Source organism: Gloeobacter violaceus PCC 7421 (assembly GCF_000011385.1).
Taxonomy (GTDB): Bacteria; Cyanobacteriota; Cyanobacteriia; order Gloeobacterales; family Gloeobacteraceae; genus Gloeobacter; species Gloeobacter violaceus.
The window spans coordinates 4,023,126-4,046,238 of record NC_005125.1 but is presented as its reverse complement, the minus strand read 5'-3'; the positions used below and the strand labels follow the sequence as shown (position 1 = coordinate 4,046,238).

The window sequence follows — 23,113 nt, the reverse complement described above, 5'->3', positions numbered from 1 at the left end:
GATGGCGAACCTGCCTTTTTTGTTCGTCAGCGATCTCGACGACACCCTGGTCGGTTCGCTTCCCGAGGACCGCGAGGCGCTGCGGGTGCTCAACGCGGTCCTCGCCGAACCCGAGGTCACAGTGATCTATGCCACCGGACGCTCGCCTGCTTCGGCTTTGACCCTGATTGCCGAGGCCGAATTGTTGATTCCCGATGCCCTGGTGACTAGTGTCGGGACGGCCATCTACTATTCAGAAGATCCCGACAGGCCGGATCATCGGTGGTGGGAGCTTCTGAAGGACGGATGGCAAACGGAGGCAATCGAAGCTGTCGCCGGGCTTTTCCCGGAACTGTGGCCCCAGCCTTCGGCTGAGCAAGGCCCGTTCAAGCGCAGTTATTTTCTCGATCCCGCCCACGCTTACCGCATCGCCGAACTCGAAGCACAGTTACTAAAGGCGCAGTTGCGAACGCGCGTGGTCTACTCCAGTTTTCGCGATCTTGACATCCTGCCCGCCAAGGGCAACAAGGGATCAGCGGTGCGCTACTTGCAGGAGCGCTGGAACTTCGACAGTCGAAATACAGTGGTCTGCGGCGATTCCGGCAACGATCAAAGCCTCTTTGAGACGGGCAACCTGGGAATCGCCGTCGGCAATGCCCGTAGCGAGCTGGTCGCGTGGATGACGGGGCAGCCGAAGCTGCCTATCTACGCTGCGAAGGGCCGCTGTGCTGAAGGCATCGCCGAAGGATTGCGCCACTGGCAGCTTATCTAACCGGTGCGGCGCGCAATCGTAAGCCTTGATTTATTTCACAACGTATTTGCTTAGATCCAGACCCGCTTCTTTGGCCAAAGCGTGCAGGCTGCGGTGCTCAAGGGTCTTGATCGCTTTGGTCGAGAGCTTCAAGCGCACGAAGCAACCCTGCTGATCGTCCCAGATCCGCTTCCATTGCAAGTTGGCCATCTGCAAACGCTTGTTGCGGCGGTGGGAAAAAGAAACGCTGTAGGCGTTGTTGGCTTTTTTGCCGGTGAGCATGCACTTGCGCGACATCGTCCGCACTCCGGATTTTGAACACAATCGCTAATTATTACACACCAGGAGGGTTCGCCGCACGGGTGTCGTGGCCGATGGGCTCAACGTTACAATAGATTGCCGATGCTGCCTGTCGTTCATGCCGCTCACCGCCCTCATCCAGAGTCTTAGGGGTTCTCCGTTTCTTGAGGAGATGTCCCAACGCCTCGGCAAAGCCCTGCCTGTCCGGCTGCAGGGCGGCAACCGGGTCGCCCGCGGCATTGCCGCCTCGGCCCTGGCCCGCCGCCAGGGCACGCCACTTTTGGTCGTCACCGCCAATCTTGAGGAAGCAGCGCGCTGGAGCGCCCAGCTCGAAGCGATGGGTTGGGGTTCGGTGTACCTGTATCCGTCCTCAGAAGCGACCCCCTACGAGCCTTTTGATCCGGAAGAAGAAGTCACCTGGGGACAACTGCAGGTGCTTGCCGAGCTGACCGGACGCAGCAGCGCCCACTGGGCGATCGTCTGCACCAGCCGGGCGCTGCATCCCCACCTGCCGCCGCCGGAGTATCTGGCGGAATATTGCCTGTCGCTGGAGGCGGGTGCGGGTCTGTCGATTGAGAAGTTGACCGGCGAACTGGTGCGGCTGGGCTATCTGCGGGTGCCCCAGGTCGAAGCCGAGGGCCAATTCTCCCGCCGCGGCGACATTCTGGACTTCTTTCCGGTTTCTGCCGAGATACCCGTGCGCGCCGAGTGGTTCGGCGACGAGTTGGAGCGCCTGCGCGAATTTGACCCGGCCACCCAGCGCTCCCTCGATGCAGTGCAGCAGGTGGCGATTACCCCGGTGGGCTTCGGGCCGGTGGTCCTGCCGGAGTTGCAGCTGCGGCTCACCCCGGCGCGGGTGGCCGAGTTGCCCAATAGCTGGCAGGAAGTCGTGCGCACCCAGATCCAGCAGGGCCAGGCTCCCGAGGGGTTGCGCCGCTGGCTGGGGCTGGCGTTTGACCAACCGGCCTCCCTGGTGGACTATCTGCCGGACGCGCTCACCGTCTGTGTCGATGAACCCGAGCAGGTGCGCTCCGCCGAGCACCGCTGGTGCGAGCAGGCCGAGGAGCAGTGGTCCCACCAGCCGGTGGGACCGGGGCCGCTGCACACCGATTTTGCGGCGATCACGGCGTCCCTCGGGCGCTACGCGCTCATCGAGATGCGCGAACTGGTTGCCGAGGGCGAGGCGTTCGGTCTGGGGGGCCGGCCGCTGCCGAGTGTGCCTCACCAGTTCGGCAACCTGGCGGAGCACCTGCGGCAGTACCGCGCCCAGGGGCTGCAAATCTGGATGCTCTCGGCCCAGCCGAGCCGGGCGGTGGCCCTGTTGGGCGATCACGACTGCCCCGCCCAGTTCATCCCCAACCCGCAGGATCTGCCCGCCATCGAAAAGGCGCGCTCCACCCGCACGCCCATTGCCCTCAAGTACTCGGGCCTTGCCGAGATGGAGGGGAGCATCCTTGCCACCCTGCGCGTCGTGCTGGTCACCGATCGCGAATTTTTTGGACAGCGGGTGCTCGCCACGCCCAACTTCGTGCGCAAGCGCCGCCGGGCCGCCTCCAAGCAAATCGACCTCGACAAGCTCAACCCCGGCGATTTCGTCGTCCACCGCAGCCACGGGATTGGTCGCTTCGCGAAGCTCGAGAAGCTGACCGTGAGCGGCTCGGCGCGCGAGTACCTGGTCATCGAGTACGCCGACGGCATCCTGCGGGTGGCGGCCGATCAGATGAATTCGCTCTCGCGCTACCGCTCCACCGGTGGAACGGTACAGCTGTCGCGCATGGGGAGCAAGAGTTGGGAGAAGACCAAGCAAAAAGTCAAAAAAGCGATCCAGAAAATCGCCTTCGACCTGCTCGATCTCTATGCCCGCCGCGCCCAGGAAAGCCGCATTCCCTTTCCGCCCGACCAGCCCTGGCAGCGGGAGATGGAGGAGTCCTTTCCCTATCCGCTCACCCCGGATCAAGCCCGCGCCATCCAGGAAGTGAAAATCGACATGGAGTCGGAGCGGCCTATGGACCGGCTGGTCTGCGGCGACGTCGGCTTCGGCAAAACCGAGGTGGCGATCCGGGCCGCCTTCAAAGCCCTCACCTCGGGTGTCCAGTGCGCCGTGCTGGTGCCCACCACGGTGCTCGCCTCCCAGCACTATCACACGTTTAAAGAGCGCTTCGCTCCCTACCCGATTTCGATCGGTCTACTCAACCGCTTTCGCACCGCGAGCGAGAAAAAAGACCTGCTCGCCCGCCTCGCCACCGGCGAACTGGATCTGGTGATCGGCACCCACCAGCTGTTGGGAGCCGGGGTGCGCTTCCAGAATCTGGGGCTGCTGGTTATCGACGAGGAGCAGCGCTTCGGCGTCGCCCAAAAAGAAAAAATCAAGACCCTCAAGACCCAGGTGGACGTGCTCACCCTCACGGCCACCCCGATTCCCCGCACGCTCTACATGTCGCTTTCCGGGGTACGCGAGATGAGCTTGATTACTACCCCGCCCCCGAGCCGCCGCCCGATCAAGACCCACCTCGCTCCCTACGACCCCGAGCATGTGCGCACGGCGATTTTGCAGGAGTTGGGCCGGGGCGGCCAGATTTTTTATGTCTACAACCGCATCGAAGATATTCAGGATGTCGCCGCCCGCCTGCAGGCGATGATCCCCACCGCCCGCGTCTGCGTCGGCCACGGCCAGATGGAGGAGGGCGAACTCGAATCGACGATGCTCGCCTTCAGCGGCGGCGAATTCGACATTCTCGTCTGTACGACGATCATCGAATCGGGCCTCGATATTCCCCGCGTCAACACGATCCTGGTCGAGAACGCCCACCAGTTCGGTCTTTCCCAGCTCTACCAGTTGCGCGGCCGGGTGGGCCGCTCGGGGGTGCAGGCCCACGCCTGGATGTTCTACAAGCAGGAGGAAGCCCTCACCGACGAGGCGCGCAAGCGCCTGAGAGCCATCCAAGAATTTACCCAACTGGGATCGGGCTACCAGCTCGCCATGCGCGACATGGAAATCCGCGGCGTCGGCAACTTGCTGGGGGCCGAGCAGTCGGGCCAGCTCAACGCCATCGGCTTCGACTTGTACATGGAACTATTGGAAGAGGCGATTCAAGAAATCCGCGGCCGCAAGCTGCCCAAGGTCGAGGACACCCAGATCGACCTGCGCGTCACCGCCTTTATCCCGGCCGACTACATCCCGGATCTCGAACAGAAGATGCGCGCCTACCGCCAGGTGGCCGCCGCCCCCGACCGCGCCCAACTGCAAGCTGCCGCCCTTGAATGGACCGAGCGCTACGGCCCTGTGCCCCCTGCCGCCCAGCAACTGCTGCGCGTCATGGAACTGAAGCAGGTGGCCCGCGCCCTGGGCTTTGCCCGCATCCGCCCCGAAGGCACCAACATTGTGCTGGAGACTCCCATGGAGGCTCCCGCCTGGGAGCAAATTCACCAGGCGTTGCCGGCGGAGGTGCGCGGACGCTTTTTCTTTCAGCCCGGCAAAGTCACCGTGCGCAACCTGGGTGTTCTCCCCAGCGCCCAGCAACTCGAAAATCTGGTGCAGTGGCTCGACAAGGTGCAGTTGCCGTCGCTGGAGATGGCGGGATAATCTCGCTTAAGCAGGAAAAGCCAATTAAACATCGGACTGGAGAAGAACCGTCCAGGTTTCGATCCACTCTTGGCACTTCTCTCACCAAGTCGGCGACCGTCCCTCCGCCAGCCGCTCCGACAGCCTCCGACAACGCACTGGCGCCCTTGGCGAACCCTGGCGAAGCACTGGCGGGACTGATGGCGATCCTCGATGGACTGGGATACCGGCGCGAGCGGCAGCAGCCGGCCGCCGCGCTCGGCGAGAAAATTCTGCTCACCCTCGGCGAGGCCCAGGCGCTCACCGGTCTGAGCCGCGATCACCTAAAGCGAGCCATCGCCGCCGGGGAGCTACGCGCTGGAAAGCTCGGCCGGGCTTGGCGCATCAAGCGCTCGCGCCTAGAGCATCGGTCCAGAACCAGCAGTTGACGGTAGAAGCCGCATCCTCTTTTCTGGAGACGACCTCTACCTCCTTCGCCTATGCAGCCTTCTGTCTGGCAGCCGCCAGTGGAACCCTCACCCGCTGAGCAGGCTATCCTCAAGCGTATCCGTCGCGCCAAGCTGTTCGTTTTCCTGCGCCGCATCCGCCATCAACTCTTCGACGCCGCCTTCCAGAGCGAACTGGCCGGCATCTACAAAGACAGCCCTTGCGGTCAGCCGCCCATCCCACCGGCTCAACTGGCCCTGGCCACTGTCTTGCAGGCCTACACCGGTATCTCCGACGACGAGACCATTGAAGTGCTCACCATGGACCGCCGGTGGCAGATGGTGCTCGACTGCCTCGATTGCGAGGAAGCCCCCTTCGGCAAAGCCACCCTGATACGCTTCCGCCAAGCGCTCATCGCCCACGGCCTCGACCGTCGCCTGATTGAGCGGACCATCGAGTTGGCCACCAGCGACGGCGGGTTCGGCTCACGGGCGTTGCGGGCGGCCCTCGATTCGAGCCCTTTGTGGGGAGCCGGGAGAGTCGAGGATTCTTTTAATTTGTTGGGCCATGCAATGCGCAAGGCATTGAGGATCATGGTGTGCCAGACGGGGGTGGGACTGGCGCAATGGGCTGAGCAGACAGGCACCACACTCGTCGCGGGCAGCAGTTTGAAGGCTGCCCTGGACATCGATTGGAGTCAACCGGACGAATGTGCCGAAGCTCTGGGAAGGCTGCTCGGGGCGCTCGAATCGCTGGAAAGTTACTTGGACGGGCAAACTCAACCCCCTCAGGCTGGGGTCGCACGGTGTCTGCAAGCGGCCGAGCAAGTCCACCAGCAGGACGTACAACTCAACTCGCGCGGACAGTTTGTCCTTCGGCGTGGAGTCAGCCGCGAGCGGCGCATCAGCATCGAAGACCCCGCGATGCGCCACGGCCGCAAAAGCCGGGCGGTGCGCATCGATGGCTACAAGCGCCACGTGCTCAAAGACATCGACAGCGGCCTGGTGCGCGCAGTGGGCATTACTGCGGCCAACCGACCGGAAGCGGCGGTGACAAGGGACATCGAGGCGGACCTGGAGCCTCAGCGGGTGAAGTTGATTGAACTGCACATCGACCGGGCGTATCTGAGCAGCGAGTGGGTCAGACTTCGTCCAGAAGACTTGCGTATTTACTGCAAAGCCTGGCCGGTTAGAAATGGGCCGTACTTCCAGAAGACGGCCTTCGTGCTCGACTGGGAGGCGATGCGGATTCGTTGTCCACAGGGCGTCACCCAGCCTTTTGAGGTGGGTGGGAAAGTGCGGTTTCCGGCCGCGCGCTGTCGGCGCTGTCCCCTACAGGAACGCTGCACGACCAGCCCCAAAGGTCGCAGTGTCTCGATCCATCCGGACGAACTTCTGCTGGTCGAGTTGCGCGAACGCCAGCAGACAAAGGAGGGTCGAGCGAAGTTGCGTGAGCGCGTGAGTGTCGAGCACAGTTTGGCGCACATCGGTCAGTGGCAGGGACGCCGAGCCCGTTACCTGGGCGTGCGCAAGAATCTATTCGATTTGCGTCGGGTGGCGGTGGTGCACAATCTGCATGTGCTAGCCCGACAGGAAGCCGCTGGGCGTTCACAGGCGGCTTAGGTTCTGGACCGATGCTCTAGGGCAGCTTAGCATCTCAGGTAGGATGAGCTTCCAGTTGGGAATTAAGTTGACTGCTTTTGCTATCCCTTTCGCGACTTACTGCCTACGAGAGTTTTTGCAAAGCGACAAGTAATAAGTCAGCAGGAGCTTCGATGCGGATTTTTTTATGACGTCCTTGCTGGCCCTGAACAAGGCTTACCTGTCGGCGGGGTACACCGAAAAACGCGGCGATCAAAGCGACGCACTCGGCATTGGCCTTACCTTCGACCGGCGGGGCGGCAAGACGCACTTTGAAGGCGTTCTGCTGCCAGCCCACCACCTCAGAACAGCTGGCGCGCGGCTGAGCCCAGACAGTGAGGGTGATCCCGCCTGCATCGACACTCACGGCTCCGGGCGGGAATGCCTCAGGGTCGGGCATCGGCGGAAGCGGAGAGCGCACCTTTTTGGCTGACCCAGGCGGTGAGGATGTGGGAGAGCAGCCCGAACGGGCCGAAAAATAGACACAAAATTAGCGAGTGGATCGTCCAGACTGCCGTGCGTTGACCTTCGAAGTAAATCCAGCGGCCGACGAATAAATCGAACACCAGATAATGTACCCAGCCCGCGGCGGCTCCCTGCTCGGTGCCAAAAAAGCGCGCGATGTCGGCAAGTTTTGGGTTGGACATTGCCTGGAGCGATTCGGTGTTGAGGCTTCCCGCCACCAGGTAAAGATATACCAGCGCCAGGGCGATGAAGGGTAGATAGGAGGCCATCACCCTGCGAGTCACCTTCCAGTTGGGAGCGACGATCATCAGCGCCCAAAAGGGCAGCACGAACAGGTTGGCCGCGTCAAACAGCAGCGAAACGGTCATGGGTCAGTCTGCGAGCACCAATTTCATTGAAGCGCGAATCGTAAAATGTGCCCGGCGGTAATGCCGGGACGCTCGATCTGAGGAACGTGACCGCAGGCGCCGATCCAGACGAGGGCACTATTTTCGATGGCTGCCAGGAACTTGAGGGCGTCGGTAGGTGGAATCGACTCGTCGCGCTCACCCCAGAGAATCAAGGTCGGTTGGCTGACCGCGCGGATCTGCTCCTCGGCGATGCGATAGCCGCCCCGGGCATTGAAATCGAGGATCGCCTCGCGCCAGTAGGGCATTTCCATGGGCAGCGAGGCGCAACGGATGAGTTCGGCAGTGGTGTGATCCCCCACCAATTCACTCCAGCCCAGGGCCGCGAGCCGACGCTGGCGAAAATACTCAACCGCCGCTTCGCGCAGAGGTTCCGCCAGACCCGCAAGCCAGGCCGGTGGACCGGTGAAGCCGGTGCTGGCGATGAGCACCAGTTTCTGCACTGCCTGCGGGTGGTTAACGGCAAAATCGACCGCCGCCGCCCCGCCCATCGAAGCGCCCACCACCAGCACCGGCCGCCGGATATGCGCCTGCCAAAAAGCGTGCAGATGGGTCTGGATTTCGGCCCGTCCGTAAGCGGCCCCGCTCTGACGCTCAGTGAAACCGAATCCCCACAGATCCACCGCCCAGGTCGGATGCCGCTGCCCCAACCGGGGCAGCACGAAGCGAAATTCAAGCGCAGAGCTGTCGAAGCCGTGCAGCAGCAAGATAGGCGGGTCGTCCGAACCGGCCGCGAAGGTCCAGGCGGTCTCGGCCGTTTGGGGCAAAAAAGGCACCGATACCGGGTCGCGCTGAAGGGTCTGCAACAGCCCGATCGAAGCGGGGTCGCGCAGCAGGGCGGCGGCGGGGGGCAAAAAAGCGGGCAGCGTCTGCATGGCAAGGGGCCTTAGGGGATAGAACGATTGAATTCGAGCCGGTAGCGGTAGACGGTGACGGCGCGGCCTTTGGCGTCGAAATAGGCCGGATCGCGCGGGTCGAGGTAGACCGCCGTGATTTGCTCAGCAGTGATCCCCGCCCCCTGCCGGGTATAGAGCGTCACCGTTTCGATGGCGCGCAGGTTGGGCACGCGGCTACCTGTAAATGTCTGCTGGTAAAATTCCGCCACCTCGAAGCGGTTTGCTGCGGGCTTCTCGCTGTGCCGCCGCAGTGTGACCAGTTCGCCGCGCCGGTCGCCTTTGAGCGCGATCACCTGGCGGTTCGGCTCGTCGGGGCGCACCTCCACGCCCAGCACGTTGGCGCGGCCGAAGTACGCCTCGGCGATTGAACGATTGTTAAAAGCCAGATCCGCCACCACTTGCTGGCGCCGGTTGCGCACGAAGCGCGCTTGAAAATCTACGGGTTTGCCTTTGAGTGTTTGGCTCGCAGCAAAGGCCTGGCGGTTGATTACTGTTTCACCCTGGGGTGCCGCCAGGTCCGCCAGCGTCGTGCGCACCCGCCAGGTACCCGCGAACCAGTCCGGATAGACCAACTCCCCCCGCGCCGCCGCCAGATTGAGTGCCTCGCCCACGGCCGGAAAAGCGCGCACCCGCTCGGCCAGGGGAGTGGCGGCGACCGGAACGGTCCACGACAACAGCAGCAAAATCCACAACAAAGGCATTGCGTCGGCGGTAAAGCTCAAGGTAGCGTCGGGGGGCCGCCAGGAAGAGCGCGATGCCGCCCACCATTGCCAGAAGCAACGGCCTGACCACCGCCATCATTATCTTCGCCGTGGAACCATCCCGGCAGGCGGATTTGCTCGCCAACATCGAACGGTTCTTGATGGCCACGGTCCAGTACCAGGCCGGTTTCGTCTCCGCCACCCTCCACAAAAGCCTGGACGGCGCCCGCGTGGTCAATTACGCCCAATGGCGCACCGAAGCCGATTACGACGCTTTCGTGCGCAACAGCGAAGTGCAGGCCGCCACCGGCTGGCTATCGCTGTTTGCCCCGTCCGACAGCCGCCTGTACGCAGTGGCGGCTTCTGAGCCCGAGAGTCCCGGCACAGTGCTGGCCCCGCATACGGGTGTGCTGGCCGACGTGGCCGTGTTCAAGACCACCCCCGACACCCAGGAGCAGGCGCTGGCAATGGCCTGCGAAGCTATCGATCTATTGCGGCTGCGGCCGGGGTTCGTCTCGACCCATATCCACCGCAGCTTCGACGGCACGCGGGTGATCGGTTACAGCCAGTGGCGCTCAGAAAGTGACTTTCGCTCGGTGACAGGCGATCTGCCCGCCCCAATCCGCAAGCTGTTCGCCGCGGCCGAGTACGAAGCCCAGCCGGCGCTGTTCGATGTCGCTCTCGTCTGGCCGAACTGAGCGATGCCGGATCTCACCCCGCGCACGATTGTGCAACTGGTGGCCCTCGACGAGACGGGCGATTCGTACTACCGGATGCGCTGGCCGGCGGTGCAGCTGGCCGCCCAGGCGCCGCACTGGCGGGTCATCAATCTGGATGCGACCGCCAGCGAGCGCTATGTCTGGGCGGAGATGGCCGACCTGCTCGTGCTCATCCAGTGCGCCGACCCGGACATGCTGCCGGTGATCGAGAAGCGCCGCGCACAAGGCAGGCAGACCCTCGTCGAGTACAACGACAACCACTATGACCCACCGGTCTGGTCCCCGGCGGCGGACCAGTGGGCCTCGCCGTTGTTGCAGCAAATGTACGAGCGCTTCATGGTGCACGGCGACGCCCTGGCGGTGACCGGCCCCGGCCTGGAGCGGCTGTTCAGAAGCAAAACCACCAAACCGATCCACATCCTCAAAAATCACTTTCCCGAAGATCCCCTGCCCTTTGCAGCGCTCCAGCAGGCCAAAGGCAACCAAATCCGGCTCGGGTGGGCAGGCTCACTCGGGCATATGGCGGATCTGCTGGCGGTGATGCCGACCCTCAAAAAACTCCTGGAGCGCTTCCCTGAGATCAAGCTCTGCCTGATGGGCAACGAGGCGATCCCGTCGCTCATCCGCGTACCCGAAGCGCAGCTCGAATTTCGCAAGTGGGGGACCATCCACGACTACTACGCCTTTGTCAAAACCCTGCACATCGGCATCGCACCCTTACAGGACACCGGCTACAACCGTTGCCGCAGCGACGTCAAAGCGGTCGAACTCGCCGCGCTGGGGGCGGTGCCGGTTCTGCAGAACGCCCTTCCCTATCGGGATTTTCTGAGCGAAACGGGGCTCGTGGGCTTCAGCAGCCTGGATGGATTGTTCGAGCGACTGGTGGGTTATTTGCTCCACCCGGCCGGTTTGGAAGCGGACGCCCGTTGCGCTCACCGCTACGTGCAGGCGCAACGGCTCGCATCACAGCGGCGCGAGCGCTACGAACTGTACGCAACTATGCTCGCCGCCACGCCCTCGAAGTACTTCTGGCCCCAGAGCGCCGGTTACCACGAAGTTTCCGGGACACCCGAGCCCGGCACCCCCTCGCAAAAATTGCTCCAGCACGGGCGCAACCTCTGGCAGCACGGCGCCCACCCGGCCGCTTTGCAGGTGCTGGGGGGTGCCGTCCAGGCCAATCCTTTTCACCCGGATCTGGCGCTCGCCGAGCTGCGCTTTATGCACCTGGCCGGACTCGCCGACGTTCCCGCCCGCCTGAGCGCCTATGCGCAGCGTTTTGCAGAAGATGCGCGCTTTGCTTTGTTTGCACTCGCCATCGAAAAAAATCTCCACAAGCGCGCCGGTTTGTGGAGCGACCTCGCCGAGCGGCTCGCCGGTTTGCCGCGCTGCGCGGCCGATTTTTACTTCGAGCAGATCTCCAAACTCTTTCTCAAAGATCTGCGCGCCGATCCCGGGATCTATCTCGAAGCGGGCGAGTGCTGGCTGCGGGTGTACCCGGGGCGGGCCGACCTGCGGCTCGAAGTGGCCCAGGCGGCGGAGCGGTGCGGCCGGTTCGCCCAGGCCCAGGACCATTACCGGTGGCTGCAGGGTGCCCTGGCGCTTTACACCGACAACCAGGCGTTTCTGGGCGGCGTGAGCCCGAAGACCGTGGCCGCCTGGAGTGCTGCGCTGCACGGCCGTCTGCACAGCGACTGGAGCCCCGCCGGGGAGGACATCTACTAGGTAGACACGCCGCTCATGATGGATAGAGGCGCTTCAGTTTCTTGCGAGCCTCCTTCGTCGTGAACCGCCAGTGAATCTGCACTTTTTGCCGATTGCGCTCCTCCTCCCACGCACCGTATGAGCAAGCCGGGGTGTGGAGGTTCAGGTTATCGAGCACCACATGGATCTTGTGCGCTCTTGAGAAGTGCTCGTCGGCCCATGCCCGTTAAGCTTGAGAAAGTTTTTTTAGGGTCCGGCGCACGCCCTGGCGGCTGATGGCGTCGACGTTGAGACCGGTATAGCGCAGGCGATGCTACCCGTCAATCACCCTGTGTCTGCCTACTGGCTCACGGTTTGGCCCGCTGGTACTGTTCGGGCCAGGGACCGGGAGCGCGCAATTCGACCGCCGCTTTGAGGGGCCAGTAGGGATCGCGCAACAATTGTCTGCCGATGAGCACCAGATCCGCCTGACCGGTGCGCACGATGTGGTCGGCCTGCTCCGCCGAGGTGATCTGCCCGACAGCGCCGGTGAGCATGTCCGCCTCAGCCCGGATGCGCTCGGCAAACCTGGTCTGGTAGCCCGGCCCCGCCGGGATGCGCACGCCAGGGATAACTCCCCCCGAGGAGCAATCGATCAGATCCACGCCGCTGCGGGCGAGTACCTGGGCCAGCAGCACCGACTGCTCGAGATCCCAGCCTCCCTCCGTCCAATCGGTAGCCGAGATGCGCACAAAAAGCGGCAGGCGCTCGGGCCAGACACCGCGCACCGCCTCCACCACCGCAAGCAACAGCCGGATGCGGTTTTCAAATAGTCCCCCCCACCGGTCCGTGCGCCGGTTGCTCAGGGGTGAAAGAAAGGAATGGAGCAGATAGCCGTGGGCGGCATGGATTTCGAGCACCCGAAATCCGGCTGCCAGCGACCGCCTTGCCGCCGCAGCAAACGCCTGCACAGTCGCGGCGATGCCCGCTTCATCGAGCGCTTCGGGCACCGGATACCCTGCGTCGAAGGGGAGGGCACTCGGGGCGACGCTGTCCGCCCAACCGCCCTCACCCTCGGTAAGTGGCCCGCCGCCTTCCCAGGGACGGGCTGTACTCGCCTTGCGCCCGGCGTGGGCAATCTGAATCCCGGCCACTGACTCCTGGCGATGGATAAAATCGTTGATCCGCCGCAAGGGCTCGATGTGCGCGTCGCTCCAGATGCCCAGGTCCTGGGGGCTGATGCGCCCGCGCGCTTCGACCGCCGCCGCTTCAAAAATGACCAGACCCGCCCCGCCCACCGCGCGGCTGCCCAGGTGAACGAAGTGCCAATCGTTCGCCAGACCGTCGATGCTCGAGTACTGGCACATCGGCGAGACGGCGATGCGGTTGCGCAGGGTGATGTCGCGCAGGGTCAAAGGTGCAAACAGGTGCATAGCGAATCCTGAGTGAGAGGTTTTGAAAATACCCGCAATCAGGAAGCATATCCTGGCTGCGGCAATGGACCAGAACAGTTCCAGTCGCCCAGACAACCGCAGGCCGACCGAAAACCCAATACGACGGTTCCCAACCCTGACGCCTGACACCGGCAACCTGACACCTGCCTAAACGCTGAGGGCCAGGACTTTGTCGACCGCCGCCGGGTCGATGTCGCCGTGCTCGCCGAGGGCAACCGCACCACGATTTTCGAGACGCTCGACGATGAGCGGGATCGTCTCGGTGGGCACACCGTAGTCGCCCAGGCGTGTGGGCACTCCCACCGATTCGAAAAAGGCGCGGGTGCGCCCGATGGCCGCGTCGATGCGCTCTTCTTCGGTACCGGTGGTGATCCCCCAGACCCACTCGGCGTACTGCAACAACTTGGCGCGCTTGCTGTCGCGCTTGAGGGTGAGGACACTCGGCAGCACGATGGCGAGGGTGCGGCCGTGGTCGATACCGTGCAAAGCGGTCAGTTCGTGGCCGATGGTGTGGGTCGCCCAATCGTGGGGAACACCGGCACCAATCATGCCGTTGAGGGCCATGGTGGCGCACCACATAAAATTGGCCCGCGCCGCGTAGTCGGTGGGATTGGCCAGGGTCTTCGGTCCTTCCTCGATGAGCGTCTTGAGAATCGCCTCCGCCATGCGGTCCTGCAAAGGCGCCCCGACCGGATAGGTGAGGTACTGCTCGGCAACGTGGGTAAAAGCATCGACGATGCCGTTGCCGATTTGCTTGGGCGGCAGCGAGAAGGTGGTCTCGGGGTCGAGCACCGAGAAGACCGGCATGACCAGGGGACTGCCGAAGTAGAGTTTCTCCCGGGTGGCGGCCCGGGTGACCACCGCCGTGCCGTTCATCTCGGAACCGGTGGCAGGCAGGGTGAGCACCGTTCCCAGGGGCACGGCAGCGGTGATCGGTGCCTGCTTGGCCAGGATGTCCCAGGGATCAGCTTCGAAGCGGGCGGCGGCGGCGATAAACTTGGTGCCGTCAGCCACCGAGCCGCCTCCCACTGCGAGCAAAAAGTCGATGTTCTCGGCGCGGACCACCTCGACTGCTTTGAGGAGCGTCTCCAGGTGCGGATTGGGCTCGATGCCGCCGAACTCGAAAACCGTGTGGCCGGCAAGGGCAGCTTTGACCTGGTCGTAGACGCCGTTGGCCTTGATGCTGCCGCCGCCGTAGGTGAGCAGGATGCGGGCTGTAACTGGAATCTCCGCAGCCAGACGGGCAATCTGACCTTTGCCGAAAAGAATCTTGACCGGATTGTAGAACGTGAAATTTTTCATAGGGCTGTGGCTTGCTCCAGAAGGTCTCGAATAGACCAGTCGTCTCAACTGCCCTCAGATTAGACCAGTCGTCTCTGAAAAGTCAATCCCGGCGGCCAAGATTCGCGTCTGCCTGCTGCAAAGTACTGACAGAGAGTCTTTGGGCGGGGGAGTGTGCTTGCGACCCTTGCAAAAATGAGACGACCAGTCTAATTTAGAGGGAGATTAGCGATTGATGGAGCAGCCCTACCTGCAGCCCATGACCAGAAGCGTAGAAACCACCGGAACTGCAAAAATCAGGGAAACCACGCGGTTGACCCTGATTCGTACGGGGCTGGGCATTATCCGCGAAAAGGGTTTCAACAATTCCGGCCTTCAGGAGATTTTGCAGGCGAGCGGCGTGCCCAAGGGCTCGTTTTATCACTTTTTTGCCAGCAAAGAAGATTTTGGCCTGGCCATCATCGAATACGACGCGGGCGAGCACCAGCGGGAGATGGAGCGCTTTTTAGGCGATACTTCCTGTGGTGCCGTCGAGCGGTTGCGCCGGTACTTTGAAGCCAAATGCCGCTATTTCGAGTCGCGCCGGCACCGCGAGGGTTGTCTGCTCGGCAATCTCGGCCAGGAGCTTGCCGATCAAAACGAGACCTTTCGGGTGCGCATCGAGCGGTTTTTTGCCGATTGGTGCGCGGCTCTGGCCGGTTGCCTCAAAGAGGCCCAGAAGGCGCGCGAGATCCCGGCGCACCTGAGCCCCGACAGCCTTGCGGCCTTTCTGGTCAATAGCTGGGAAGGGGCAATCACCCAGATGAAGATCACCAAGAGCACCGAACCGCTGCAGTTATTTATGGATTTTGTCTTCGGAATGCTCCTTAAACCCTCTTCCTGAGTGCACCAGGGAGCGCAGGCCAACGGCATTAGACCAGCCGGTGCACAAGGATGCTCTCGAAGTGAAAACCTTCAGCGTCGTCCGGAGCCGTTTTTTCGAGTAAAAAGTGACCCTCGCGTCGTTCGAAGGCCAGCGTGGCTATCTGATTGTCGAACCAGGGTTCGTGGTGGGTCAGCTGCCAGGCGACAGGTGGCGGGGCGACTCCGGCCGCGCGGGATAAGCGTTTGCCCACCGATTCCGCCCACCGCGACCAGGCGATCCGAAAAACGGTGCGCTCCCGCACTTCGAGGGCGTTGCGCATGGGTGAGCACACCGCCTGGTAGACAGCGCTCTGCACTGCGGCGCTTTCAAAGGCGGCCCGCGCCAGGTAGGCATGGTGCACATCGCCGGAGAGCACCACCATCGAAGCCGGCGCCCGGCCGCGCTCACCGGCCGCCACCGAGCGCAACAGTCCGACCAGGCGATGAAAAGAGGCTTCGAAGGCGGGCCAGTGCTCCAGATCGACGGCACGGCGCAGTTTTTCGGAGAGTTTCGCCGCCGTCTTGCCCCAGGCGCCTGCGCACAGCGCTTCGTTCCAGGCTTCCAGATGGTGAATTCCCGGCGCCATCAACAATGGCAGCGAGGTGGCAATCAGCAGGTGCTCACAAGGAGCACTGACCTGGCTTTCGAGCCATTGCCATTCCTGTTCGTCGAGCATCGAGCGCTTGGTGCCCTCCACCACTCGCCCCGCCCGCGCGTCGGCCACCACCAACCGCACTCCCCCAAAGCTGCGGCAGTAGCTCCAGCGCGTCCCCTGCACCTCCCGGTCGCTACGGAAAGCAAATTTGCGCAGCAGCGGCCCGGCGTCCGCCTCCGCGCGCACCCGCCCAAACAAACTATCCGCCTCCAATTCCGCCGGTGCGAGATTGCCCAGGTGCTGATAGATCCAGTACGACATGAACCCCCCTACGATCCGCGCGTCCCACCAGGGTTTTGCGCGCATCTCGGCGACCCACGACGCAGAGATGTTCCAGTCGTCGTGCATGTCGTGGTCGTCAAAAATCATCAGCGTCGAAACCGTCGAGAACAGCCAGCGCAACACCGGGTCGCTCCAGGCGTCCCAGTAGAGGTGCGTGTATTCCTCGAAATCGGCCACCTGCTCGCCCGGAGGCGTTTGGGGATCGCGCCGGGAGCGGATGAATTTGCGCGTCTCGGGGGAGACTTCATCGGCGTAGATCTGATCTCCCAATAGCAGTAGCACCTGCGGCCAGGTATCGGGCGCTTCGCGGGACATGCGAAAAGCGAGGGCGTACAGGGCGTCGATGCCCCGCCCGCAACCGTCCGCGTCCTTGGCAAGGGTGTAGGGGGGGGCGTGGGGCAGGGTCACCCGGCAGGAGCCGAAGACCAGCTTGAACGGACCGGCCGGATCGAGCGTGCGGACGGCGCTTGCCGGAAAGGGCGAATCCGGCGCCGGCCAGACTTTGCGGTCGTCGAGACGCACTTCGTAAGGGTATGCCCGACCAGGCTCCAGGCCGCTCACGCAGACCACCGCGTAGTGGTGACCCTCGACGTGAAAGGTGCGAGTGGCGTGGCCGAGCACTTCGACTGTGCAGGGACCGTCCGTCTCGACCCACAAAGTCGCGTCGCTCTCGCCCACATAGCGCAACAGTGGCCCAAGCAGGAGTTTCATGGCGGTTGGTGGTTGGTTGGGTGGGTGGGTGGGTGCGCTCCTTCAAGATGCCATACCGGCCGTGAGCCGCGTTTCCGCCGGTGGTTGGGGTGTGATTGAATGCAAGACATAGAAATTCTCAGCCGCCCGATGCACACCGTGCGTTTTTGCCACCCGCAGCTTCCCGACCACGCTCCTCACTACGGCCTGTTACACCCTGCCGGGACTATCGAGCGGCTCGACGGTGCCCCCTGGCTGGGGGGACAACCCACCGGCATCTGGTTCGATGTCGAGCAAGGACAACTGCTCGCCCCCTGCCTGCCGGGCAAAATTGTCTGCGTCGGCAAAAACTACCGCGATCACGCCGCCGAGATGGCCCAGTTGCGCGGCGACGCCGGGGTGCCTCCTGAACCGCTGCTCTTTCTCAAACCCCCCTCGGCCCTCGCGGCTCCCGGCGAATCCATCGTCTATCCGCCCCAGTCGGAGCGCGTCGATTACGAGGGCGAACTGGCTCTGGTCATCGGCCGCACCTGCCGCCGGGTGCCGGTGGAGCGGGCTCTGGATTATCTATTCGGCTACACCGCCGCCAACGACGTCACCGCCCGCGACCTGCAGGGCAAGGACAAGCAGTGGACCCGCGCCAAGGGTTTCGACAGCTTCTGTCCTTTGGGGCCTCTCATCGCCACAGAACTTGCTCCCGACGCCCACCTGAGCACCACCCTCAACGGCAAGACCGTCCAGTCGAGCAGCATCGACCGGATGGTCTTCCCGCCTGCGGTTTTGATCTCCTACATCAGCGCGGTGATGACCCTGCAGCCGGGGGATGTGATCCTCACCGGCACCCCGGCGGGGATCGGTCCCATGCAGCCCGGCGACGAGGTGGGCGTCACCATAGACGGCGTCGGCACCCTCACCAACCCGGTCGTCCGTGGGCTGTGAAGCAAAAACAAAACCAAAGACCCAAGCGGCCGGTTGCCCGCGGACGTTATCCTGTTTGAAAAAGCCGAAGTTATCGAACCCATCATGGTCAAGCTCGTCATTTTGGTTATTGCCATTGCCTTTATTCCGCTGGCGCTGTTCTTTGCCACGCGCAACGGCTTCTACAACACCGATCGCTACCACGGCAACGGTTCCGCCCACTAGTGAGCCGCGTTCTCTTTCGGCAGGTCCGCAGACTCGATCCGGATACCGGGACCGACTCGATCGCCGATTGGCTCTGGGACAGTGCGACAGGTCGGGCTGAGCCTACGGGCGATCCCGCCGTCCGGGCCGACCGCGCGATCGATGGCGCCGGCCGCTTGATTCTTGCCCCGACCCTGTGCGATCTGTACGTCCGCTCGGGCGAGCCGGGGCACGAGGAGCGCGAAGATCTCGCATCGCTCGCCGCGGCGGCGGCGGCCGGCGGCTACAGCCAGGTGGCGATTTTGCCCCACACCGAGCCGCCTGTCGACGACCCTGCCCAGGTCGATTTTCTGCGCAGGCACTTTCCTGCAGGACCGGTAGAAGCCCTGGTACTCGGGGCGATCAGCCGCAATTGCGCAGGGGAAGCCCTGGCGGAAGTGAGTAGTTTGCTGGAGGCGGGCGTGGTCGGCTTTACCGACGCGAGGCCGCTCGCCAACTGGGCGCTCCTGAGGCGCTTTCTCGATTACGCCGCGGTGCTGGAGCGGCCGGTGCTCGTCTGGCCCTGCTTTGCTCCACTGGCAACCGGGATTGCCCTCGAAGGCGACTGGGCCATTCGCCTGGGGCTTGCGGGCCGCCCGCCCCAGGCCGAGGGCATTGCCCTGGCCGGTGTACTCGAACTGGTGCGCCTCACGGGCACAGCCGTGCACCTGATGCGCCTCTCCACCGCCCGTTCCGTCGAGATGGCGGCACAGGCGAAGGCCGACGGGTTGCCCGTCACCGCGAGTACTACCGTTCATCATCTGGTCCACGCGAGCCCCGATTTGGCCGAGTACGACCCGAACCTGCGCTTCGAGCCGCCCCTGGGCAACCCGGCGGATCGCGCGGCCCTGGTGGCCGCTCTGGAGGCAGGGATCATCGACGCGGTCGCCTCCGACCATACCCCCTGGACCTATGAAGAGAAGACGCTTCCCTTTTCCCAGGCTCCCCCCGGTGCCATCGCCCTCGAACTGGTTCTACCGCTGGTGTGGAATCTGGTGCGAGAGGGCCGACTTACTCCTTTGCGCGCCTGGGAAGCCCTCAGCAGCGCACCGCGCCGCATCCTGGCGCTTAAACATCCCCAGGTCCTCGTGCTCTTCGACCCGGACAAGACCTGGGTTCCCGGAACCGACACCCTCCACAGCCGCTCGCTGGCGACCGCCTGGCTGGGCCGAACGGTGCAGGGCAGGGTACTCGAAGTCTTTTGATGGCACCTGCGAATATCAATGCACGTAAACCCGCCCTATTTCGGTCGAAAATTCAGTTTGATCTTGTGAGCAGATTGGTCTTTGGAACTTCCACCCACGATGATCTGGACTCCCGCTTCCTGGGTGATTTCGATACCGACATCGATACTGGCGCCATCCAGCTTGAACAGTGGTAAAGCCGCCCGCCGAGCCTGATCCATGGCAGCCGACAGCTCAAAGATTTTCTGCGCCAACTGCTCACTGGGTGCTTTACCCAGTTCCAGAATGCCCGCCGAGGGCACCAGGGTCAAAACAAACTCGTACACCCTGGTTCCTGTCCGCTCCATCGAAGCCTTGATCGGCATGAAGGCGACATCAAAGTCACCTCCTGCCTTTGCTTTGGTCTCTTCGACAAGCTTCAAATGCAGTTGGGCCGACTGCAGCACGATTCCCAACTCTTGATTGCTGCGCCTGCGCACGATCGCCAGGGCTTCTTGGATTTGTTCGATCAGTTGAACAACCTGTGCGTCCAGTTCCGCCATTGAATAGCTTTTGCTCCTCCAGCGCTCGGACAAGGACCTTTAGGGGCACCCCATCAAGGAACGTGCCGAATTCTCTGCTTGTTGTTGTTTGCCACGTAGGCCGCCTGGATGGCGTTTCTGCGGTATTTGAGTTTGCCCTGGCTAAAGGCATTGCTCAACCTGTCCCACTCATAGGCCAGATCGTTGACGACCTTGGCGGCGGGATCCCCTTGCACGAAGGCGGCTACGGAATCGATGACGACGTTGCGAAACTCGCTTTCATTGTCCTTTTCAAAACCAAAGGGTCGATCGTAGCCGATGTACTCGCCATGGCTGAATCGGTTGGCGTAAGCCGCCCCCAAACCGGTTACAGACCAGCAGCAGCAGGCGTAGACCTTGCGGCCGCTCAAAATATTGACCGAACTGCTATCGACCAGCGGTATCGAGGGGCGGTTACCCAGAGCCGGCAGCGCGGTCCATTCATCCTGCAGACCATGTCCGCAGTAGACGACATAGTCGACGCACTCGACGGCATCTTGCAGAGACAAGCCTCCCCTGCACAGGGCTGTTGCGTCGAGCAATAGACAAATGTGGCCCAAGCCGATCAGATCCGCCTGCAAAGTTGCAGCCCATGTGCTGGTGGAATAGGAGCCGCAGTCGTAGTTTGTCGCCAGGACCAGCACACTCGCCGTCATCCCTGCCCGTTCGCCTTGATAGCACGCGAGACCGCATCGACAGGCCGTTCCTCGGCTCGACGCGCCTGTGCGAATAAAAATCGCAAAAAGCCCAGGCCGAATTCGGTACGCTTTTCGACTTCATAAAAAAACTCGACAGGTGTCAGCGTTCGTCCCATCTCGACCAAAAAAGGCCGATTCGACCCAGGATGGCCGTAAGCCCATTCACGCAGGTAACTGAGAACACCTTCAAGTTCGTCGGGATCAAATTGTGCCTCATCGTACCCAGGAAAATCGTAGGTCATGGTCTTCTATCGCTCCACAGTCGGCAGACCGTAGAACAAAGCTACCACAAGCGCCAAGATGCCCTTCTTTGTGGTAACTGGCGGTCGCTAAACGTTAAATACCGGTGCCGTGGAGCGCACCACCCGTGGCAGGCGGTGCTTAAAACCGCAAAGAATTTCGTAAGCAATGGTACCCAGGGGGTCGGCCCAGTCGGCGGCGCCGATTGCTTCGTTGCCGTCGCGGCCCAGCAGCGTCACCACATCGCCCTCCTCCACCGCGCTCAGGTGGGTGCAGTCGATGACGATCTGGTCCATGGTGATCGCACCTACCTGGGGAGCCCGTCTCCCGTGCACCAGCACCTGCAGTTGGCCCGAGAGCCGCCGCGGCACCCCGTCGGCGTAGCCGATGGCGACGGTGGCCAGGCGGCTCGGGGTCGGGGTACGCCAGAAGTGGCCGTAGCTCACGCCGGTGTCCGCCGGCACTTCCCGCACCTGGGTGACCCGCGCCCTGACCTGCATCACCGGCCGCAGTTCGGCGGCTCCATAAAATTCGGGGGCGGGGTAGAGGCCGTAGAGGGCCACACCCACGCGCACCAGGTCGTAGTGCAATCCGGGATCGCCCAGGGCGGCGGCGGAATTGGCCAGGTGCACACACTCGGGACGCACCCCGGCGGCTTCCAGTTCGCCCAGCACCCGCTCGAAGCGGCGGTGTTGCTCGCCCAGGGCGGCGGAGTCCGGCTCATCGGCGGTGGCCAGGTGCGAGTAGACCGAGGCCACCTGCAGGCGGGGTAGCCGGTAGGCCAGGCGCACAAATTCGACGGCATCCTGCCAGGGTGCGCCCAGGCGGGTCATGCCCGTGTCGATTTTGAGGTGCACCGGATGGGGAGCACTCAGGTGTTCCGCACAGACGAGCACCTGGCGCGGCGTGCAAAGCGTCGGTTCCAACCGCCAGTGCTCGACTGCGGCAACTTCGGCGCCGGTGTGGATGGGTCCCAGGACGACGATCGGACAACCCAGGCCGCTCTCGCGCAACTGCGCACCTTCTTCGAGGGTGGCCACCCCCAGGCAGGCGGCCCCCGCCTCCAGGGCGGCGCGGCCGGCACTCAGGGCGCCGTGGCCGTAGGCGTCGGCTTTGACCACCGCCATCACCCGGCAATGGGACCGCAATCTTTGTCTGATTTGTTGAACATTGTGCCTGAGGGCATCGAGGTCGATCTCCACCCAGGCGCGTCGCGTCGCATCAAACCCGTCCACTGCTCACTCACCCACCTTGGCGCGCCGGGCAAAACCCGTTTGTCGCGCGATCTTGGATGTCAGTGTAACAGCAGGTCCATCAGGGCGATCTCCACAGGCAGAGGGAAAGGGCCATCCCCCGGTTCCTCAAGCCAGACACTCCGACCAGCGGGCCTTGAGCGCCTCGCGGTCAAAATCCTTGCCGATGAAGACCGCCTGATTCTTGCGTGCGCCGTCCCAGGTTTCGCGGTCGATGCGGATGCGGCTGCCCACCAGGTGAAAGATCACTTTTTCCGGCGACTCCGCCAGCCACAGGATGCCCTTGCCTCGAAAAACACCCTGGGGCAGATCTTTGAGGAACTGCTCGAATTGCTTGGCGGCAAGGGGCCGCTCGGATACCAGCGAGATCGAGGTAAAGCCTTCCGCCTCGATGTGGTTGTGGTGGTGATGGTCGTGATCGTGGTCATGGTGGTCGTGGCTATGCCCGTGGTCATGCTCGTGGTGATCGTGGCCGCAGTCGGGACCGTGGACGTGCCCGTGCTCCTCCGTCTCGGCTTCGGCGAATTGCTCTTCGAGCTTGAAGACGCCCACATCGAGGATCATGCGTAGATCCACTCGGCCGTATTCGGTGCGCAGGATAGGACCGTCCTCTTTGAGTTCGCGGATCTGCCCTTCGAGCCGTTCGAGCGCTTCGTGTTCGACGCAGTCGGTCTTGTTGAGCAAAATAATATCCGAGTAGGCGATCTGGTTGGCGGCGGTCTCGGAATTGAACAGCGTCGGGGCAAAATTCTCGGCGTCCACGACGCCGATGATGCCGTCGAGGCGGGTGACGTTGCGCAGTTCGGGACCCAAAAACGTCATCGCCACCGGCAGCGGATCAGCAAGGCCCGTGGTCTCGACCACCAGATAGTCGACTTTTTGATCACGCTCCAGAATGCGCAGGGTGGCCTGCACCAGGTCGTCGCGGACGGTGCAGCAGATACAGCCGTTCTCCAGTTCGACCATGTCTTCTTCGGTGGAGACGATCAGTTCGCTGTCGATGCCGATATCGCCGAATTCGTTGACGATTACGGCCGTTTTGATGCCCTGGTTGTTGCGCAGGATGTGGTTGACCAGCGTCGTCTTGCCGCTGCCCAAAAATCCGGTGATTACCGTGACAGGTAGGCCACGCTCTTGAATCTGCATGTGGGATTCCTCAGGGTGCTTCGCTTCGCCCTCTCTTTAGTATGCACCGGCCCGCCGTCGCTTCGCAGACCGCCCCCGG

Annotated in this window: 22 protein-coding genes; 9 read left to right on the top strand and 13 right to left on the bottom strand. The window is 63.0% G+C overall.

The genetic code is table 11. From position 1 onward, the window contains the following. Position 1: 1 nt before the first annotated feature. Entirely contained in the window at positions 2-751 is a 750-nt protein-coding gene (locus tag GLL_RS19785; protein ID WP_011143827.1) for a sucrose-phosphate phosphatase, read from the top strand. A gap of 30 nt (positions 752-781) precedes the next feature. Here GLL_RS19785 and rpmB read toward each other — a convergent pair whose 3' ends face one another. Further along, a complete protein-coding gene (gene rpmB / locus GLL_RS19780) occupies positions 782-1,027 on the bottom strand; it encodes a 50S ribosomal protein L28 (RefSeq protein WP_011143826.1) in 246 nt (81 codons plus the stop codon). Between the two features lie 121 nt (positions 1,028-1,148). Between rpmB and mfd the strand changes: the two genes are divergently transcribed. The 3 genes from mfd to GLL_RS19765 all read left to right on the top strand — a co-directional run bounded on the left by mfd (position 1,149) and on the right by GLL_RS19765 (position 6,640). Next, on the top strand, positions 1,149-4,613 hold the full coding sequence (mfd, locus tag GLL_RS19775; protein ID WP_011143825.1) for a transcription-repair coupling factor: 3,465 nt from the start codon (positions 1,149-1,151) through the stop codon (positions 4,611-4,613). A gap of 179 nt (positions 4,614-4,792) precedes the next feature. Continuing rightward, positions 4,793-5,020 carry a helix-turn-helix domain-containing protein gene (locus GLL_RS19770; protein ID WP_164929387.1) on the top strand — a complete coding sequence of 76 codons (228 nt, stop codon included), beginning with the start codon at positions 4,793-4,795 and terminating at the stop codon, positions 5,018-5,020. Between the two features lie 51 nt (positions 5,021-5,071). Continuing rightward, on the top strand, positions 5,072-6,640 hold the full coding sequence (locus tag GLL_RS19765) for an IS1182-like element ISGvi6 family transposase (protein WP_011140155.1): 1,569 nt from the start codon (positions 5,072-5,074) through the stop codon (positions 6,638-6,640). Between the two features lie 103 nt (positions 6,641-6,743). Here the strand turns inward: GLL_RS19765 and GLL_RS19760 are convergent, their stop codons facing one another. The 4 genes from GLL_RS19760 to GLL_RS19745 are packed head-to-tail and all read right to left on the bottom strand — an operon-like array spanning position 6,744 to position 9,121. Beyond that, on the bottom strand, positions 6,744-7,025 hold the full coding sequence (locus GLL_RS19760; RefSeq protein WP_197530048.1) for a DUF167 domain-containing protein: 282 nt from the start codon (positions 7,023-7,025) through the stop codon (positions 6,744-6,746). 19 nt (positions 7,026-7,044) lie between these two features. After that, on the bottom strand, positions 7,045-7,491 hold the full coding sequence (locus tag GLL_RS19755; protein ID WP_011143823.1) for an ABA4-like family protein: 447 nt from the start codon (positions 7,489-7,491) through the stop codon (positions 7,045-7,047). Between the two features lie 23 nt (positions 7,492-7,514). Further along, entirely contained in the window at positions 7,515-8,405 is an 891-nt protein-coding gene (locus GLL_RS19750; RefSeq protein ID WP_011143822.1) for an alpha/beta fold hydrolase, read from the bottom strand. Between the two features lie 11 nt (positions 8,406-8,416). Beyond that, positions 8,417-9,121: a DUF6816 family protein gene (locus GLL_RS19745; protein ID WP_164929385.1), complete on the bottom strand. Its 705-nt coding sequence runs from the start codon at positions 9,119-9,121 to the stop codon at positions 8,417-8,419. A 59-nt stretch (positions 9,122-9,180) separates the two neighbouring features. Here GLL_RS19745 and GLL_RS19740 point away from each other — a divergent pair, with 59 nt between their 5' ends. Together GLL_RS19740 and GLL_RS19735 are read left to right on the top strand one after the other, a co-directional pair. Further along, positions 9,181-9,825, top strand: coding sequence for an antibiotic biosynthesis monooxygenase family protein (locus tag GLL_RS19740; RefSeq protein WP_011143820.1), 645 nt, complete (start codon positions 9,181-9,183; stop codon positions 9,823-9,825). Positions 9,826-9,828: 3 nt separating this feature from the next. Beyond that, positions 9,829-11,568 carry a hypothetical protein gene (locus GLL_RS19735; protein WP_011143819.1) on the top strand — a complete coding sequence of 580 codons (1,740 nt, stop codon included), beginning with the start codon at positions 9,829-9,831 and terminating at the stop codon, positions 11,566-11,568. Between the two features lie 326 nt (positions 11,569-11,894). Here the strand turns inward: GLL_RS19735 and GLL_RS19730 are convergent, their stop codons facing one another. Next, entirely contained in the window at positions 11,895-12,959 is a 1,065-nt protein-coding gene (locus GLL_RS19730; protein ID WP_011143817.1) for an NADH:flavin oxidoreductase/NADH oxidase, read from the bottom strand. A 168-nt stretch (positions 12,960-13,127) separates the two neighbouring features. Beyond that, positions 13,128-14,282: an iron-containing alcohol dehydrogenase gene (locus GLL_RS19725; protein ID WP_011143816.1), complete on the bottom strand. Its 1,155-nt coding sequence runs from the start codon at positions 14,280-14,282 to the stop codon at positions 13,128-13,130. A 292-nt stretch (positions 14,283-14,574) separates the two neighbouring features. Between GLL_RS19725 and GLL_RS19720 the strand changes: the two genes are divergently transcribed. Beyond that, complete coding sequence (locus tag GLL_RS19720) at positions 14,575-15,144, top strand: TetR/AcrR family transcriptional regulator (RefSeq protein ID WP_197530047.1); 570 nt, start codon at positions 14,575-14,577, stop codon at positions 15,142-15,144. Between the two features lie 28 nt (positions 15,145-15,172). Here the strand turns inward: GLL_RS19720 and GLL_RS19715 are convergent, their stop codons facing one another. Further along, the gene (locus GLL_RS19715; protein WP_011143814.1) at positions 15,173-16,813 is read right to left on the bottom strand and encodes an alkaline phosphatase D family protein; all 1,641 of its coding nucleotides are present in this window, start codon (positions 16,811-16,813) and stop codon (positions 15,173-15,175) included. 129 nt (positions 16,814-16,942) lie between these two features. On the opposite strand from GLL_RS19715, the gene GLL_RS19710 reads away from it, so the two are divergent. Together GLL_RS19710 and GLL_RS19705 are read left to right on the top strand one after the other, a co-directional pair. Further along, positions 16,943-17,731 (top strand): fumarylacetoacetate hydrolase family protein, encoded by a 789-nt coding sequence (locus tag GLL_RS19710; protein ID WP_011143813.1) that lies wholly within the window; start codon positions 16,943-16,945, stop codon positions 17,729-17,731. Positions 17,732-17,934: 203 nt separating this feature from the next. Beyond that, a complete protein-coding gene (locus tag GLL_RS19705; RefSeq protein ID WP_011143811.1) occupies positions 17,935-19,158 on the top strand; it encodes a dihydroorotase in 1,224 nt (407 codons plus the stop codon). A gap of 35 nt (positions 19,159-19,193) precedes the next feature. On the opposite strand, the gene GLL_RS19700 is transcribed toward GLL_RS19705, so the two are convergent. From GLL_RS19700 to GLL_RS19680, 5 genes are all read right to left on the bottom strand, one after another. Next, positions 19,194-19,679: a hypothetical protein gene (locus GLL_RS19700; RefSeq protein ID WP_011143810.1), complete on the bottom strand. Its 486-nt coding sequence runs from the start codon at positions 19,677-19,679 to the stop codon at positions 19,194-19,196. 53 nt (positions 19,680-19,732) lie between these two features. Continuing rightward, complete coding sequence (locus GLL_RS19695) at positions 19,733-20,341, bottom strand: hypothetical protein (protein WP_164929383.1); 609 nt, start codon at positions 20,339-20,341, stop codon at positions 19,733-19,735. An 8-nt stretch (positions 20,342-20,349) separates the two neighbouring features. Then, on the bottom strand, positions 20,350-20,637 hold the full coding sequence (locus tag GLL_RS19690) for a hypothetical protein (protein WP_011143808.1): 288 nt from the start codon (positions 20,635-20,637) through the stop codon (positions 20,350-20,352). An 87-nt stretch (positions 20,638-20,724) separates the two neighbouring features. After that, positions 20,725-21,870: an alanine racemase gene (gene alr, locus GLL_RS19685; protein ID WP_011143807.1), complete on the bottom strand. Its 1,146-nt coding sequence runs from the start codon at positions 21,868-21,870 to the stop codon at positions 20,725-20,727. A gap of 126 nt (positions 21,871-21,996) precedes the next feature. Then, on the bottom strand, positions 21,997-23,034 hold the full coding sequence (locus tag GLL_RS19680; protein ID WP_011143806.1) for a CobW family GTP-binding protein: 1,038 nt from the start codon (positions 23,032-23,034) through the stop codon (positions 21,997-21,999). Positions 23,035-23,113 lie beyond the last annotated feature (79 nt).

Excerpts from the sequence above, each read along its gene's own strand:
- GLL_RS19785 (WP_011143827.1), top strand. The coding sequence starts at position 2 with ATGGCGAACCTGCCTTTTTTGTTCGTCAGCGATCTCGACGACACCCTG.
- rpmB (WP_011143826.1), bottom strand. The coding sequence starts at position 1,027 with ATGTCGCGCAAGTGCATGCTCACCGGCAAAAAAGCCAACAACGCCTAC.
- mfd (WP_011143825.1), top strand. The coding sequence starts at position 1,149 with ATGCCGCTCACCGCCCTCATCCAGAGTCTTAGGGGTTCTCCGTTTCTT.
- GLL_RS19770 (WP_164929387.1), top strand. The coding sequence starts at position 4,793 with ATGGCGATCCTCGATGGACTGGGATACCGGCGCGAGCGGCAGCAGCCG.
- GLL_RS19765 (WP_011140155.1), top strand. The coding sequence starts at position 5,072 with ATGCAGCCTTCTGTCTGGCAGCCGCCAGTGGAACCCTCACCCGCTGAG.
- GLL_RS19755 (WP_011143823.1), bottom strand. The coding sequence starts at position 7,491 with ATGACCGTTTCGCTGCTGTTTGACGCGGCCAACCTGTTCGTGCTGCCC.
- GLL_RS19750 (WP_011143822.1), bottom strand. The coding sequence starts at position 8,405 with ATGCAGACGCTGCCCGCTTTTTTGCCCCCCGCCGCCGCCCTGCTGCGC.
- GLL_RS19740 (WP_011143820.1), top strand. The coding sequence starts at position 9,181 with ATGCCGCCCACCATTGCCAGAAGCAACGGCCTGACCACCGCCATCATT.
- GLL_RS19735 (WP_011143819.1), top strand. The coding sequence starts at position 9,829 with ATGCCGGATCTCACCCCGCGCACGATTGTGCAACTGGTGGCCCTCGAC.
- GLL_RS19730 (WP_011143817.1), bottom strand. The coding sequence starts at position 12,959 with ATGCACCTGTTTGCACCTTTGACCCTGCGCGACATCACCCTGCGCAAC.
- GLL_RS19725 (WP_011143816.1), bottom strand. The coding sequence starts at position 14,282 with ATGAAAAATTTCACGTTCTACAATCCGGTCAAGATTCTTTTCGGCAAA.
- GLL_RS19715 (WP_011143814.1), bottom strand. The coding sequence starts at position 16,813 with ATGAAACTCCTGCTTGGGCCACTGTTGCGCTATGTGGGCGAGAGCGAC.
- GLL_RS19710 (WP_011143813.1), top strand. The coding sequence starts at position 16,943 with ATGCACACCGTGCGTTTTTGCCACCCGCAGCTTCCCGACCACGCTCCT.
- GLL_RS19700 (WP_011143810.1), bottom strand. The coding sequence starts at position 19,679 with ATGGCGGAACTGGACGCACAGGTTGTTCAACTGATCGAACAAATCCAA.
- GLL_RS19690 (WP_011143808.1), bottom strand. The coding sequence starts at position 20,637 with ATGACCTACGATTTTCCTGGGTACGATGAGGCACAATTTGATCCCGAC.
- GLL_RS19680 (WP_011143806.1), bottom strand. The coding sequence starts at position 23,034 with ATGCAGATTCAAGAGCGTGGCCTACCTGTCACGGTAATCACCGGATTT.